11 protein-coding genes are annotated in these 14,671 nt (G+C 61.9%); all 11 read right to left on the bottom strand.

From position 1 onward, the window contains the following. Window positions 1-868 (bottom strand): amidohydrolase family protein (locus tag VHD36_07735; GenBank protein ID HVU87195.1); only part of this gene is annotated, 868 nt, incomplete at its 3' end. Between the two features lie 244 nt (window positions 869-1,112). Continuing rightward, complete coding sequence (locus VHD36_07730) at window positions 1,113-1,595, bottom strand: molybdopterin-dependent oxidoreductase (GenBank protein HVU87194.1); 483 nt, start codon at window positions 1,593-1,595, stop codon at window positions 1,113-1,115. 157 nt (window positions 1,596-1,752) lie between these two features. Then, entirely contained in the window at window positions 1,753-4,833 is a 3,081-nt protein-coding gene (locus VHD36_07725; protein HVU87193.1) for a vitamin B12-dependent ribonucleotide reductase, read from the bottom strand. A gap of 561 nt (window positions 4,834-5,394) precedes the next feature. Then, window positions 5,395-5,706: a 50S ribosomal protein L21 gene (gene rplU, locus VHD36_07720; protein ID HVU87192.1), complete on the bottom strand. Its 312-nt coding sequence runs from the start codon at window positions 5,704-5,706 to the stop codon at window positions 5,395-5,397. Window positions 5,707-5,846: 140 nt separating this feature from the next. Further along, window positions 5,847-7,505 (bottom strand): Rne/Rng family ribonuclease, encoded by a 1,659-nt coding sequence (locus tag VHD36_07715; protein ID HVU87191.1) that lies wholly within the window; start codon window positions 7,503-7,505, stop codon window positions 5,847-5,849. A 77-nt stretch (window positions 7,506-7,582) separates the two neighbouring features. Then, window positions 7,583-8,209, bottom strand: coding sequence for a TIGR03936 family radical SAM-associated protein (locus tag VHD36_07710; protein HVU87190.1), 627 nt, complete (start codon window positions 8,207-8,209; stop codon window positions 7,583-7,585). 86 nt (window positions 8,210-8,295) lie between these two features. Further along, window positions 8,296-10,038 (bottom strand): phosphoenolpyruvate--protein phosphotransferase, encoded by a 1,743-nt coding sequence (ptsP, locus tag VHD36_07705; protein HVU87189.1) that lies wholly within the window; start codon window positions 10,036-10,038, stop codon window positions 8,296-8,298. Between the two features lie 339 nt (window positions 10,039-10,377). Next, the gene (locus VHD36_07700) at window positions 10,378-10,668 is read right to left on the bottom strand and encodes an HPr family phosphocarrier protein (GenBank protein HVU87188.1); all 291 of its coding nucleotides are present in this window, start codon (window positions 10,666-10,668) and stop codon (window positions 10,378-10,380) included. A gap of 56 nt (window positions 10,669-10,724) precedes the next feature. After that, window positions 10,725-11,201: a PTS sugar transporter subunit IIA gene (locus tag VHD36_07695; GenBank protein ID HVU87187.1), complete on the bottom strand. Its 477-nt coding sequence runs from the start codon at window positions 11,199-11,201 to the stop codon at window positions 10,725-10,727. A 51-nt stretch (window positions 11,202-11,252) separates the two neighbouring features. Continuing rightward, on the bottom strand, window positions 11,253-11,600 hold the full coding sequence (gene raiA / locus VHD36_07690) for a ribosome-associated translation inhibitor RaiA (protein ID HVU87186.1): 348 nt from the start codon (window positions 11,598-11,600) through the stop codon (window positions 11,253-11,255). 227 nt (window positions 11,601-11,827) lie between these two features. After that, window positions 11,828-14,020: a hypothetical protein gene (locus tag VHD36_07685; protein HVU87185.1), complete on the bottom strand. Its 2,193-nt coding sequence runs from the start codon at window positions 14,018-14,020 to the stop codon at window positions 11,828-11,830. Window positions 14,021-14,671 lie beyond the last annotated feature (651 nt).

The following is a 14,671-nucleotide window of genomic DNA, read 5'->3' as shown; positions in this document are numbered from 1 at the left end:
CTTGACCGGGCGCGAGGAAGTCGGTGCCGAACATCAGTCGATCCTGCCGCCGCACGAGAAACTCGCGGCCGAATTTCAGATCGCGCTTGATCGCGCCTGCGCCACTGCCAGCCGACAGGTCGCCGTACAGGTTGGGGTACTTGTCCATCAGGCGGTCGATGGCGCCGCCCGGCGCGACGTCGCCGCGCGGATAGCCGGCCAGGTCCGCGGCCGTGGTGCCGCCGCCGATCGATGCCCACCAGCCGGGCCCGTGCCCGATCATCGTGAGCGTCGGATACTCGCGCAGGACGTTCTCCAGACCTGGCAGCCCGGGAGCATCCATGTTGCGCTCGTTGTCGAGGTGAAAGAGCACTGGTAACTGCAACTCGGCGCAAGCGCCGTACAGTGCCATATTGCGCGGGTCGTCGATCTTGACGCCTGGCTTGTGCTCGCCGAAGCCGCGCGCCCCGGCCTCGACATATTGCTTGAGCATTTTGACAAGCCCATCCTTTCCGCCCGAGTAACTGGTGCGCGGATCGACCGAGCAGAACGGAATCAAGCAATCACGGTACGGTTTCGTCTGGGACAGCACGAACTCGGTACTGATTGGATAGCTGCTCGACTCGGGCGAAACCAAGGGCAGCACGACCGCCTGCGCAATATCGGCCGTGTCCATCCACCGCAGCAGCGCTTCGGCCGTGAGTTCGGTTCCCGTATTCCAGACCGTGCCCAAGTGCGTGTGGACGTCGACATAACGCCCCGCCGGCAAACTCTGCCCCTGAGACTCCTCGGCCGATACGCGCGTCAGAAGAGCAGACCCCAACGTGGAGGTAACTCCGAGAGCGATCTGACTGGCAAAGCGGCGACGATTTAGTGGGCGGTCACTCATGATTCAAAAGCAATCCATCCACAGATTTCGCAGATGACACAGATTGAGAACTGAAGATGACAACGATCATCCACTTATGCTTCGTAGACGGCGACCGACTCATTTCTTATCTGCGTAATCTGCTCAGTAAATCGCCCGGAAGCCAACGTCGAAACATAACCGCCAACGCATATTTTCATGCCTTCGGGTGCCGCTCGGGCGGCATGAACACTGTGGATGCATTCGAAACGATGCGCAAGGACAGCTAGTGACTTTCCTCGCGGCGGTGCAGTTCCGCGTGTTCGGCTTCATCCGTCGGGCGATTGTCCCGGCCGCGAACGGCGGTGAACTCGATGTGGTCCACGAATTTCACGTTCGCGCATTCGTCGACATCGGCCGATTGGCAGGCGGCAAAATCGGGGATAAAGAACCGCAGCGGGCCGCCCGCCTTCGCCGGTAGCGGTTCCCCATCGAGGGCATAAATCAACACAGCCCGATCGCGCACCGCATCAAGCGGGATACTGGCGTGGAAATCGTCGGCCGACGAGTGCAAAGTCAGAAAAGCCGCGCTCGGGCGAACACCAACCACCGACAAAAGCCCGGCCAGCTTCACGGCCTGACCGTGCCGCTTCGGATCGAGCGTGCTGACGTCGGGAATCTGGAATTCGGCATCGATCGCTGCCAGGTCCGTCGCGGATAACTGTTGCGGTCGTTCAACGTCGCCGCTGATTTGCAAATGCATACGCATGACCTGAGCGCGAGGATCCGCTAGTTCGCTTGCGCATCATAACGGCCGCAAACACTGGTATCCAACGAGCGCAAAAAAAGACGGGCGCCACTCCCGACCATGTGGAGTGGCACCCGCCAGTAGATGGACTGACCGCGGGACGAAGCCCGACAATCCGTTACGAGCAGCCCATGCTGTTGCCGCAGTTGTGACAGAGGTAGCAGTTGCCATTGCGCACGGTGATGGCGCCGCAGTTGTCGCAGCTCGGCGCGTCGGCCTGGAAACTGGCGAACTGCTCGCTGCGCACCCGTACGCGCGAAGTAACGTCGAGTTCGGTCCGTTCGAGCAGCAAGGTCTTGGCTTCCAGCCCGTGCCCATTGCTGGTTCCATGCCCGTTGCCGTTGGCGTGGCCATTACCGTTGCCGTTGAAGTGCGGCTTCGGTACGGTGCCGTGACCATTGGTCTTGGCGGCCGCACCCTTGGCTTCGAGCGGCTTCACGGCTTCGGCAGGCTTGGGCGATCCTGCCCCCGCGTTTGGCCCGCCGCTCGTCCTGGCGACGGGCCTGGTCTCGCCGGGAACATCCTCCGCGGCCGGAGAGGCCACTTCGCCATGCCCTAGGTTGCCGCTATTGGCCTCGCGATAGCCGGGCAGGAAGGTAATGCCCAGCCAGCGGAAGATGTAATCCACAATGCTCTTGGCAATGCGGATGTCGGGGTTCTTCGTATGACCCATCGGCTCGAACCGCGTATGCGAGAACTTGTTCACGTACACTTCGAGCGGCACGCCGTACTGCAGGCTCATCGAGACCGCGGTGCCGAAGCAATCCATCAATCCGCCGACGGTGCTTCCTTCCTTGGCCATGGTGATGAACATCTCGCCCGGCCGCCCGTCGTCGTACAGCCCGACGGTGATATAGCCCTCGTGGCCGGCGATGCTGAACTTGTGAGTGACCGAGCGACGGGTGTCGGGCAGCCTCTCGCGGCGCGGGGCGGCTTTTTGCTTTTCCGCGGCGCGATCCCCCTCGGTGCTGGTCGACAGCGGCTGACTCTCCTTCGACCCGTCGCGGTAGACGGCCAAGGCCTTCAGCCCCATGCGCCATCCTTCCAGGTAGGCATCGGCGATGTCGGCCGGCGTGGTGTCGCGCGGCATGTTCACCGTCTTGCTGATAGCGCCTGACAGGAACGGCTGGGCCGCGGCCATCATCCGCACGTGGGCACGCCACGAGATCGAACGCGTGCCGTTGCGCGGCTGGAAAGCACAATCGAAGATCGGCAGATGCTCGTCGGCCAGGTCCGCGGCTCCTTCGATCGTATCTTCGCGATCGATGTAGGCCACGATCGACTCGATTCTCGGCTGGTCGTAGCCCAAGGTCGCGAGCGCCAAGGGGACCGTCTGATTGACGATCTTCAACATGCCGCCGCCGGCCAGTTGCTTGTACTTCACCAGCGCGATATCGGGCTCGATGCCGGTCGTATCGCAATCCATCAGGAAGCTGATCGTGCCGGTGGGAGCCAGCACCGTGGCCTGGGCATTGCGGAAGCCGTGCGTGCGGCCGCTGGCCAGCACGTCGTCCCACAAGGTGCGAGCGGCGTCCTTCAAGTACGCCGGGCAGGCGTCGTCAATTTCTTCCACCGCGTCGCGGTGCATCTGCATAACGCCGAGCATCGGCTCGCGATTTTCCGGATAGCCCTCGAACGGGCCAACTGCGGCGGCCAATTCCACACTGGTCAGGTTCGCGGCACCGTGCAGTAGTGCCGTCATCGCGCCGCACAGGCCGAGCGCGCCAGCCGAGTCGTAGGCCTGGCCGCTGGCCATGATCAGGCTGCCCAGGTTCGAGTAGCCCAGGCCCAGCGGGCGGAACATATGGCTGTTGCGGGCAATGTCGGCCGTGGGATAGCTGGCGTGATCCACCAGGATTTCCTGGGCGATGAAGAAGATCCGGCAAGCAGCCTGGAAGCGCTCGACGTCGAACGTGCCGTCCGGCAGGCGGAACTTCATCAGGTTGATGCTGGCCAGGTTGCACGCCGTGTCGTCGAGGAACATGTATTCCGAGCACGGATTCGAGGCGTTGATGCGCCCCGAGTTCGGACAGGTGTGCCAGCGGTTGATCGTCGTATCGTATTGCACGCCTGGGTCGCCGCAGTACCAGGCGCCTTCGGCCATCTTGGCCATCACCTCGCGGGCGGGCCAGCTCGGGCCTTCCCGATTGGGCTCGGTGACCCAATGCGTCGTCCATGGTTTGTCGTTGACGACCGCCTGCATGAACTCGTCAGTAACGCGGACCGAGAGATTGGCGTTCTGGAAGAGAATCGAGCTATACGCTTCGCCGTTGAAGTTCGACTCGTAGCCGTTTTCGATCAGGATCCGCGCCTTCTTTTCTTCCTTGGCCTTGCACTCGATGAACTCGACCACGTCCGGGTGCCAGACCTTGATCGACTGCATCTTGGCAGCGCGGCGCGTCTTGCCGCCGCTCTTCACCACGGCCGCGATCTGATCGAAGACACGCATGAACGACAGCGGGCCCGACGGCTTGCCGCCGCCAGAGAGTTTTTCGCGGTGCGAACGGAGCGTCGACAAATCGGTGCCGGTGCCCGAGCCGAACTTGAACAGCATGGCCTCGCTGCGGGCGAGCTCCATGATGTCTTCCATGCTGTCATCCACGCTCTGAATGAAGCACGCCGAGCCTTGCGGAAACTCGTACGGATTTTCCGGCTGACGAACTTCCTGGGCCTCGACATCGAAGTGCCAGTTGCACTGGGCGCCCTTTACGCCGTACTGGTGGAACAGGCCCACGTTGAACCATACCGGCGAGTTGAACGCGCCGTGCTGATGCAGGCATAGCCATGACAGATCGCGATAGAAGCGCTCGCTGTCCTCGGGCGTGGCGAAGTAGCCGTCTTTCTCGCCCCAGTCCGCGATCGTGCGGCTGACGCGGTGAATCAACTGGCGGACGCTGTTCTCGCGCTCGGGCGTGCCAGGCTCACCATAAAAGTATTTGCTGCAGACGACGTTCGTGGCCAACTGGCTCCAGCCGGTTGGAACTTCGCAATCGTTCTGCTCGAACAGCACTTCGCCGTCTTCACCCTTGATGGCGGCGGTGCGAATCTCCCACTCGACCGTCTCGAACGGATCGGCCACGTCCCGGGGGCAGAACAGTGACTCCATCACCAGGCCGTTGGGAAAGCGGCGCACGGATTTCTTCTTGATGGTTCCGGCGGCGGATCGCGATTTGCCGGCACTCAATTCATGCTGGGCCATGAGGGCATCCTTTCCAGTAGTATACAGACGTATACAACAATAGAGCAGTCTTCGGCAGGTTGCCTAGAACCCGGATACCATTCCGAGCACCGACATCCTGGTCTTCCTGACTTATCTAAACTTCGGACTCGACACTCTATATATTGTAGGCAGATGTGGATATTACTACAATATCAAGTGCTTCGAAGCCGAAGTGTACACGATTCGAACGTGCTGTCAATCAATTTCTAACAATCCTCTAAGTCGCTTTCCCAGAATATCTTACGCCTTGTCGAATGTCTCTCCAGCGGGTCGAAAAGCGGCGATTGACAGGTCCTAAGTTCCAGCCAGATTTTCGGTTGCGACATTTCGCGATAGCAACATGGCTGGCGGCGAAGAAAATTACTTCTTTGTGGGGGCGGGTGGCAGCCAGCCGCGAGCGGATGTGCGGGCTGCGTCAATGAGGCCGGCCGCGTTTCGTCCGCATCGCGCCGATGGCTAAAAAAAAATGGCCGTTCCCGATCAGGAAGCGGCCTGGAGAGCTTTCCAGAATGCACCGTCCGAGGGAGGTGCCTCGAACGCTCAGCCCACGATCTTGCTCACGCGGACCTTCGTGTGCAGTTGCCGGTGGCCCGTACGGCGGCGCGAGTTCTTGCGACGCCGCATCTTTTGCACCACCAACTTCGGACCTTGGGCGACGCCGACCACTTCGGCCACGACGCTAACGCCGGCCAACGTAGGACGGCCGATTTTGGTGCTCGCCCCGTCGCTGTAGGCCAAAACTTCCTCGAATTTCAGCTCGGTTCCGGCCTTGGCGTCGCGGAAATCGATCTCGATCTCTTGACCTTCTTCGACCTTAAACTGCCGTCCGCCGTCGACGATGATTGCGTACATGGTTACGATTCCACACTCTCGATGGTTATGCGTGCGGCCACGGCCGGAGGCGAATCGCCGCCGGCTAGCCGTGTCAGTTTGATCACCGCCCGGAATTCGGGGCCCTGTAGTCTACTGGACCCGCAAGCCCGGGTCGAGGGTCATCGGCCCTGGAATTTCACGTCCCGGCCGCTCGAGTCGAAGCATTCCACGACCAGGTGTTCGGGGGGCACCGCCTCGCGGCCGTAGATCTGCACCGAAATGCTGGCGTTATCCTCGATTCTGGCCAGCTCCCGGCGTTTCTTGTTGTTCAGGTACGTGGCCACTTCATCCGAAACGGTGACCGCGACCTTGGCCACATCCTCCTGCTGGCTGGCCAGGATCAGCGTACGCACGACCTCGATCGCCATGCTCTCGGCCGTCTTCACGACCCCCGTGCCCGAGCATCCGGGGCAGTCCTTGAACACGCTGCGCTTGAGGCTGGGGCGAATCCGCTGCCGGGTCATCTCGATCAAGCCGAAGGGGCTGGTGCGCAGGATCTTGGTGCGGGCCCGGTCGCGCTTCACCGCGTCGCGCAGCGCGCGTTCCACGCCGCGACGATGCCGTTCCTTGCGCATGTCGATGAAGTCGTTGACGATCACGCCTCCCAGGTCGCGCAAGCGCAACTGCCGGGCAATTTCCTTGGCCGCCAGCAGATTCATCTGAAAGGCGGTTTCCTCGGCCGAGTCGTCCGCGCGGAAGTTACCGCTGTTGACGTCGATGGCCACGAGCGCTTCGGTTTGATCGACAACGATCGAGCCTCCCTGGCGCAGCGGGACTTCGCGCTGATGAATCCGGCTGATCTCCTCATCCAGTCGGTAGCGATGGAACAGCGGCTCTTTGCCCTCGTACAGTTGCAGTCGATGGACATAGCGCGGCATGACGATCTGCAAGAACTCTTTGGCGCGCTCGTGCGCTGCCGGCTCGTCGATATAGATCGCATCCACGTCGCCCGTAAAGATGTCGCGGATGGTGCGGATGATCATGTCGCTTTCTTCGTAGATGTCGACCGGCGCTTGCATTTTCTTGATTCGCCGGACGATCACCTTCCACAGCCGCAGCAAGTAGGCCAGGTCGCGCGACAATTCTTTCTTCGTACGGTCGATGCCGGCCGTGCGGATGATAAAGCCCAGGCCCTTGGGCGGATTCAGCTCGAGCATGACGTCGCGCAGCTTGCGGCGCACGTCGTCGTCCTCGATCTTGCGCGAAACGCCCACGCGGCCGAGTGCCGGCATCAACACCAGGTATCGTCCTGGAATGCTGATATACGTCGACAGGGTCGGTCCCTTGGTGCCGATCCCCTCCTTGATGACTTGCACCAGCACTTCGTCGCCGCGGCGCAGGATGTCCTGGATCGGCGGTTTTACGCGGGGACGAACCCCGGGGCGAAAGCCGCGTTTGCGGTGGCGGGGCGATTCCTGGCGATGTTGGTCGCCACGCTCCTCGTCCCGCTCGTCGTCACGTTCCTCGTCAGGACCATTACCGCGGCCACGCTGCGAGCCGTTGCCCTCGATGGGTTTCGTCGGATCATATCCGCCCTGGCGAAAGTATTGCGGCTCGACGTCACTGATGTGCAAGAACCCGTTCCGGCCCACGCCAAAATCGACGAAGGCTGCCTGTATGCTGGGCTCGATGTTGACGACTTTACCCTTGTAGATATTGCCGACGTAGTTGTCCTGGCTGCTGCGCTCGATGTACAGCTCTTCCAGCACGCCGTCTTCCACGATCGCGATCCGACATTCTTCGGGTTGCGAAACGTTGATGAGCATCTCCTGCTTCATTCTGGAACCTTTTCTGTCGGCATAGGTCCCTGAGCTGCGCTCGTTGCGTCGGTTCGTGGTGGGCACGGCGGAGTCCTTCATGATTCCAGCACCAATTGCGTGCGGGTTGGGTAGATTCCGCCGGCGCGCAAATCGTCGAGGCCGAGGGCGGCCAGCACGTCTTTGGCGCGCAAATTACGCTCGCGGCTGGCGCGGATGCGAAAGCGCAGCACGCCTGCCGACACATCGGCCCCCATCAACAAGTCGCGCAAATCGATCGCGGGCTCACCTGCGCGGGCGATCGCCAATGTCGGCGCGGCGATCATCTCCGCCACGCGCCGGGTCACGTCCTCGCGGCGCTCGGCCGGAAGAGGAACTTCATAGGCCATCTCGCGCAGTTGCGCCCCGCGAACCACGGGCGAAGTTTCGTCGACCTCGGTTACGGTCAGCCCGGCCGGCGCCGATTGCTCGCAGGCGGCAAGCAACTCGGCCGTGGTCTGCGGACCTGAGAAATCGACTTCCACCATTTCGTCAAGACCGGCCTCGCCCATCGGTAACGCCGATAAGAGGTTGATCCGCGGACGCGGATGACACCCTTCGGTCATCACCAAGGGGACACAGGCGCGCCGCAGCAATCGCTCCCAGGCGCGCAACAGGTCCAGGTGGCCGATCCAACGCAGGTCGCCCTGTTTGCGAAATCGAATGCGTACTCGTCGTCGAACCATCAGCTCAAGGTGTTCCACACTGCCGAAGCGTGGAACGCTTGGTCTTGCTACTTCCCGCCCTGCCTGGCGGCCGTCGGGCCGCCCCTTCAATCGGGCAGATCGGGCAATACGTTCTGCATCTCTTGTCGTAGATAACTCGTCACGTCGCGGGCATTCTCCAAAGCCAGCGCCCGATCGGCCACCTCGCGGCATTGATCGATCGTCACGCTGCGACACACACGCTTGATTTCCGGGACTGCAGCAGCCGAAACGCTCATTTGCCGCAGGCCCAAGCCCAATAACAACATCGTGTAAGTGGAATTCGCGCTCATCTGGCCGCACAGGCTGATCGATTTGCCGTGCCGGTCGGCAGATTCGATCGCCAGCTTCACCAGCTTCAGCACGGCGGGATCACTGGCGCTGTACAAATCAGCGACGTCCTTGTTGCTGCGATCGACGGCCAGAGTGTACTGGATCAGATCGTTCGTTCCGATGCTGAGAAAATCGACCTCTTCGCAAAACTGGTCGATCATCAGCACCGCGGCAGGCACCTCGACCATCATGCCGACCGGCAAATCGCGGTTGAACGGCTCGTTGCGCTCGTCCAGATCTTCCATGACATCGGCCAGCACCATCTTGGCCTGACGCAGCTCGAGCAATGTGGCAATGAGCGGGAACATCACGCGCACGTCACCCAGGGCGCTTGCGCGCAGGATGGCGCGCAATTGCGTGCGGAAGATCGGCAGATTGCGCAAGGCCAGCCGCGTGCTGCGCAGTCCCAGAAACGGATTCTTCTCTTCCTCGACGGCAAGCTGAGATTGGACCTTGTCCGCGCCAAGGTCGAACGTGCGAATGATGACCGGTCGGTCCCCCATCGCCCGCACGACACTGGAATACGCCTGAAAATGCCCCTCTTCATCGGGCGGCGTCTGCGTGCCGAGATATAAGAACTCGGTGCGGTACAGGCCGATGCCGCCGGCCCCACGACTCAAGCAATGGCGCACCTCATGCGGAAACTCGATGTTGCCGAACAGTTCGATTTGCTCACCGTCGGCGGTTATGGCCGGCAAATCACGCAGCGCCGCCAGTTGCAGCTCGTGCGAGCGATGTTGCTCTTCGTCGCGCCGGTAGCGCGAGAGAGTCTCTTCATCCGGCTGCAGGATCACCTGGCCGCGGTCGCCGTCGATGATCACCTGGTCGCCACCGGAAATATCCGTCAGAAAGGGGCCGATGCCGACCACGGCGGGAATCTCCAGCCCTTGCGCGACGATCGCGGTGTGGCTGCCGGAGCCTCCTTCCTCGGTGGCAAAGGCGCGGACGAATTGCCGGTCGAGATTGGCCACCTCGCTGGGCGTGAGGTTGTGAGCCAAGATCAGCACGGGCGAGGTCAGCGACGAGATTTCTTCGCGCCGGCGGCCGAGCAGGTTGCGGAGCAGCCGCTTCTCGATATCGAGAATATCCGTGGCTCGCTCGGCCATGTAGCTGTTGTCGAGCGATTGAAAGACTTTGACGTAGCGCCGCAAGGCCCGGCTGACGGCGTATTCCGGCGAGTAATGCCGCTCGCGGATGAGCTGCTCGAGCTCGCTGCGCAGTCGTGCATCGCGCAACATCTGCAGGTGCGCTTCGAAGATCGAGCCATATTCGCGTCCCAACTCGAGAGAGACAGCGTCGCGATTGTGCTCGACCTGTTGAATGCTTTCGGCGAAGGCGGCTTCGAGGCGGCTCAGTTCTTCTTCGACCGCGTCGCGCGCGACGAACCGGCGAGGGATGCGAAATCCCTCGTTTCCCATGACCAGCGCCTCGCCGATCGCCACGCCGGGCGAAACGGCGATCCCCTGCAACCGCTGCATGTGATTCCTTATTTGGTGCGCTGTGCCCGCGCCGTTACGGCGCAAGGGCAGGCAACGACATCCTCCGGCGGCGGCGCGAAAGAGCCCGAGGTGCCGTACGTCACCTGCCGTAAGCAAGGGGCAACGCCCACAGGTGGCGGCATCCACAAACTCGCCGCGGCGCCGTCACCAAGGGGGCAGGCAAGTCGTCCCATCCGGACGCTCGGTGGACCTTCCTGCGCGCGATTATGGGCAGGAGGACCGTTGAGTTTTGCTTGCCACCAGGGGAGGCTCGAGGCACGGCGGTCGCGACGGCATTTTCAGCTGCCGTGCAGCGCGTCGCCGAACCTCAGGTAATCTCTAACACGCTGTCTCGTCTTCTGCGAAGTTGTGTGCAATTAATTCTGCCAAGGCTTCGAGCGCGGCTGCCGCGTCTCGGCCCGTGGCTTCCAACTGAAGGGTCGTTCCTTCGGCGGCCGCCAGGGTGAGAATGGCCAGGATGCTTTTCCCGTCGACGCGTTCGCTGTCCTTGATGATCTCGACTTTCGATTCGAACCGGCTGGCCGTCTTCACGAACAAATCGGCAGGACGGGCGTGCAATCCCTGCGGGTTCGTGACGATCACGGTTCGTTGCAATGTTTGTTCGCTCATTCGCGGGCAAATCAAAGGACGGGCAATGGGCACGGTCCGCCGCTGCTGCGACGGTACTAGGAAACGAACTGATTGTTGTCCGCCTCGTCCAAGAGTTGCAGAATCTCCTCCGCGTTCTTGGCCTGTTTCAAGAATTTACAGAACGTCTCGTCGCGCAACTGACGCGACACGTTTTCCAAGGCCCGCAAGTGATCGCCAGGCCGATCCGGCGGCGAGATCAACAGAAAGAACAAGTTGACCTTTTCACCGTCGAGGCTGTCAAAATCGACTCCTTCGGCACTGACGCCGACCGTGCCGATCAATCGATCAACGCTGGCATGCTTGGTGTGCGGCACAGCGACGCCGCGGCCGATGCCCGTGCTTCCCAGCTCCTCGCGCTTGAGGATCGCTTTGATGATGCCTTCGTATTCCGAGGTGGGAATTTTGCCGGCGTCGAGCAGCGCCTGCGTCATCTCGCGAATTACTGACTCTTTATCGTCGGCCGTGAGATCCGCACGCACGGCCTCACGGCTTACGAAATCTGCGAACTTCATTCGCCCACTCCCTTCTTTTTGCCGCGCCGCCGGAAGCGGCTGCCGGCACCTCTATGTGGAACCCGGCTCGCTGCTGGTCCCTTGCTGTCGAAGGCCGGGACTGCGATGGTGGTCCTGAACTTTCTCTTTGTACTTCCGCAATTGCTGTTCAACTTTGTGTACCGCACAATCGATCGCCGCCATCAATTCCTCGGCCTGTTCGGTCGCGACGAAATCGTGCTTGTGTTCCGCCGAAACGCGCAAATCCACAAGCGGCGCATCGCGCTTTTCCAGGTTGACCGTCAGTTCCACCGCCGTGAGCCGCTCGAAGTATTTGGGAAGCTTCTCCAGTTTCGCGGTTATCTTGGCTTGGGTTGATTCGCTGAGATGTCCATGCCGGGCTGAGATGCTGATCTGCACCGCGCCGCTCCTAACTTGTTGGTGATCTTGCCCTTTGGGCAGGGCCGTGCGCGATAAAACCGCCCATTCTAACGATTCCCGCGCCGGGCCAACAACAGCAGGCGGGGCCGAGCACGCCACAGGCGGCTCGTTGTTCTTGCGTCAGTTTACCCAATCTCCGCGTTGGCGTAAGGGGATTAGCGGCGGGAAAGACGCCGATTCTCTCGCGCACCGGCCGATCCGACGCGTCACTTCGGGACGATTTGGCCGTCGGCCAGTCGCTGCTTCCAAGCCCGCACCGCGTTCTGCCGTTTGGCCGGGGCATATTCGGGCTTGTATCCCAGTGTTCCCACCGCAACGCGCTGTAAATTCCAGAAGGCCAGCACACGAAAATCGAGGTCTTCATGGTCGAGGTCGGCGACGAGCCGGGCTGCGGCCCCATCTTGCAACTGCCGTTTTGAGTAGCCGCGCAACATTTCGTATAGCTCTTTCGCCTTGACCGGGTCGCGCTGTCCTTCCAGCGTCTCTTGCAATTGCTTGGCGACCTGCGGGCTGCGGTCCATGGCACGCCGCGCCGCTTCGATCTGGTGCGGCCAGTTGGTGCGTTGCTTTTCGTCATTCAACAGGGGTAGCAAGCCCTCGAAGTCGCCCAAGAGCGTCAGGCATTGCACCGCGAGATTCCGCACCTCCACGCGGCGATTTTGGGCAAGCTCGCGCAAATGCGCCAGCAGCGGCTGCCCTGTCGGATCGTCGACCAGCAGCTCCTTGCTGACGGCATCAGCGGCCCATTTTTCCACCTGGCTGAGCGGATTTCCGTTGATCCAGGGCGGGAAGACCGCCTCGTTGGTCGCGTCGCCCGGGTCGGGACCTTGCTTCGCGATCAGCGTTCGCATGGCCGGAGCCTTCAAGGTGATGGCCGACGTAGCGCCCGTCGACTGGTATTCGATCTCGCCATTCGGCACATACAGGTCAGCGGTCGACTGCGCGGCAACTTCCATCGGGTCTGCACCGTCGGGCAGCCACCGCCGAACGTCGATCGCGATCCGCGCGTCAGGACCGAGAAACGTCACTGTGTACAGTTGGTCATTTACCTGCAGATTGAGTTGCGTGCCGGGCTTACCTGCCGTGGCGACGACGACCTGCCCATCGATGATTTGCAGGCCAGGCACCCCGTTAGGGTCGGGGGAGGTCAATCGGACGACCGATCCTCCAAGCAGATGCGCGATGGCGCCGCCACCTGTGCTCAAAGCCACGCCGGGTCGAAAGGTCGGAAGAGCAAATAGCTCGTCGTCCGACAAAAGCGGATCGCGGACGCTCAAACGCTGCCAGTCGCCCGCACCGCCAGCACCGTGCAAAAGCAGCTCGCTGTCGTTCACCAATCGCCCAACAGCAACCGCGCCCGAGGCGTTACTTTCGCCCTCCTGCGGCCGTTCGTTTTCGGGCAATAGTGCCGGATCCGACAGCGCCGTGCGGGGCTCTGCTGGCATGGCCGCCACGTCGCCCGCTGGCGGGATGTCCGTGTCGAAAGCGCTTTCATCCGTCGAGGCCGGTCGTAAAGGGCTTGCTGGGCGAGTGGCGACGTCTTCCTCGGCTGGCGCCACGGGCGCAGAATTCTCCGGAGGCAAATCCGCCGCGGGAATTCCCGCAGCGGCAACATCCGACGGAGGAGCCGATTCGGACCCGACCTCAGTCCCGGAACCGGCCGGCTCGCCAGGTTCCTCGGTAATGGCCGCCGCATCAGCCACCGTGGCTTTGTCTTCGTCGCCATTGGCTTCTGGCGCCGCGGGAGGGGCCACCGAGTTTGCGCCACTGTCGGCCACCTCCACCTCGGAAGCTACCCGTGGTGGGACATGCATAAACACGTAAGTCACCACGGTGCCCGTGATCAGTAGCGCGGCGGCCAAGGTCAGCGGAACCCAAGGAATGTTCCGTTGCGGTTTCTCGCGAAGCCACTCGGGAATCTCCGGACGGCGACGCTTGCGCGGCCCAACCGGGACCGGCTCATCGTCAATCTCCTCCCCCTCGGTTTCCGACTTCTGTCGCTCCAGCGCCTGTTCGTGCTCGGGGATTTCGTACATCCGCCGGCGCAGCTTGGGGTCGACCTCAACCCGCTCACCGAGAACCAGTGCCAGGATCTGATGTGCCGAGGCGACTTCGGCCAGGTGCACGTCCGAAGTCAGGCAAATCTTCTCGAACTCGGGGACCTGGTCGGCGGGCATCGTGTGATCGAGATACTCGGCGACGGTATTTGGGTCGCCTGCCAGTCCGCGGGCCGAGATCTTCGGAGCGCCCAGCTTCAGACGGCGACTGACGTCGCGCACCCGGTGCATGAGGTCGGTCGCGAATGAACTGGCCTCGATCCGCTCGCTCATTTCCTGGGCGTCAGCGGGCTCGAGTTGATCGTCGAGATACGCAAGCAAGTAACGCAGCGTCAAACGCATAAGTCGAATTCCGGCCAGGACCGCGGAACGTGCACCACCGTCGATGGGCGATGCTTCTGCAATAGTTAGTGCCGCAGCCGGAGCTTTTCCGTGCAAGCGCCGGCAAAGTATCCCAAAAAACCGGCCCGGCCGTTGTTACGGGGGGCACGGCGCAGCCAACCGGCAACGAAGAAGAAACGCGAGAGCGTGCTTGGCGGACTGCCGGAACGGCTTCTCATCGCCTGTACGGTGAGATCCCCGACGATCCAGAAAGTGCGAGTACCGACAGCGCCAGTTGCACGGATGCCAGCGAGGCAGGATGGAGCAACGACCGCTTGGATTTTTCCGGCGCTCGCCAGCGTGGCATCCGTTCCCAGCCGTCGTTCGTCCGGCGCCACGAGCGGCCCGCGAAAACAGGACGCGCCGACGACGAAAGCAGTGCCGGACCGGCGGAAACGAGCACTCCGAGGAGAATTAAAAGCCAGAGAAAAGTGCGACTCAAGGGGATTTCTTCGCTGGGGCCGAGGCGGAAAGCGGTGAGAAGCGCGGCGGATTGGAGAATCCCCGCGACGCAACCAGCGCGCCAGCGACGATTCTCCCTTGCGCGCCACGCCGCAACCAGTTGCGGTTCCGGCTGTTGCGTCCGTGAAGCGACCAGGCCAATTTCCTCTG

The sequence above is a fragment of the Pirellulales bacterium genome, from assembly GCA_035546535.1.
Classification (GTDB): Bacteria; Planctomycetota; Planctomycetia; order Pirellulales; family JACPPG01; genus JACPPG01.
Note: the sequence above shows the minus strand (reverse complement) of the source record. Positions and strands in the feature narration are given on the sequence as shown.

Bases quoted from the DNA above. Each gene is read 5' to 3' on its own strand.
- VHD36_07695 (HVU87187.1), bottom strand. From the start codon at position 11,201: ATGAAGTTCGCAGATTTCGTAAGCCGTGAGGCCGTGCGTGCGGATCTC.
- VHD36_07730 (HVU87194.1), bottom strand. From the start codon at position 1,595: ATGCGTATGCATTTGCAAATCAGCGGCGACGTTGAACGACCGCAACAG.
- VHD36_07700 (HVU87188.1), bottom strand. From the start codon at position 10,668: ATGAGCGAACAAACATTGCAACGAACCGTGATCGTCACGAACCCGCAG.
- ptsP (HVU87189.1), bottom strand. From the start codon at position 10,038: ATGCAGCGGTTGCAGGGGATCGCCGTTTCGCCCGGCGTGGCGATCGGC.
- rplU (HVU87192.1), bottom strand. From the start codon at position 5,706: ATGTACGCAATCATCGTCGACGGCGGACGGCAGTTTAAGGTCGAAGAA.
- VHD36_07715 (HVU87191.1), bottom strand. From the start codon at position 7,505: ATGAAGCAGGAGATGCTCATCAACGTTTCGCAACCCGAAGAATGTCGG.
- VHD36_07725 (HVU87193.1), bottom strand. From the start codon at position 4,833: ATGGCCCAGCATGAATTGAGTGCCGGCAAATCGCGATCCGCCGCCGGA.
- VHD36_07685 (HVU87185.1), bottom strand. From the start codon at position 14,020: ATGCGTTTGACGCTGCGTTACTTGCTTGCGTATCTCGACGATCAACTC.
- VHD36_07710 (HVU87190.1), bottom strand. From the start codon at position 8,209: ATGGTTCGACGACGAGTACGCATTCGATTTCGCAAACAGGGCGACCTG.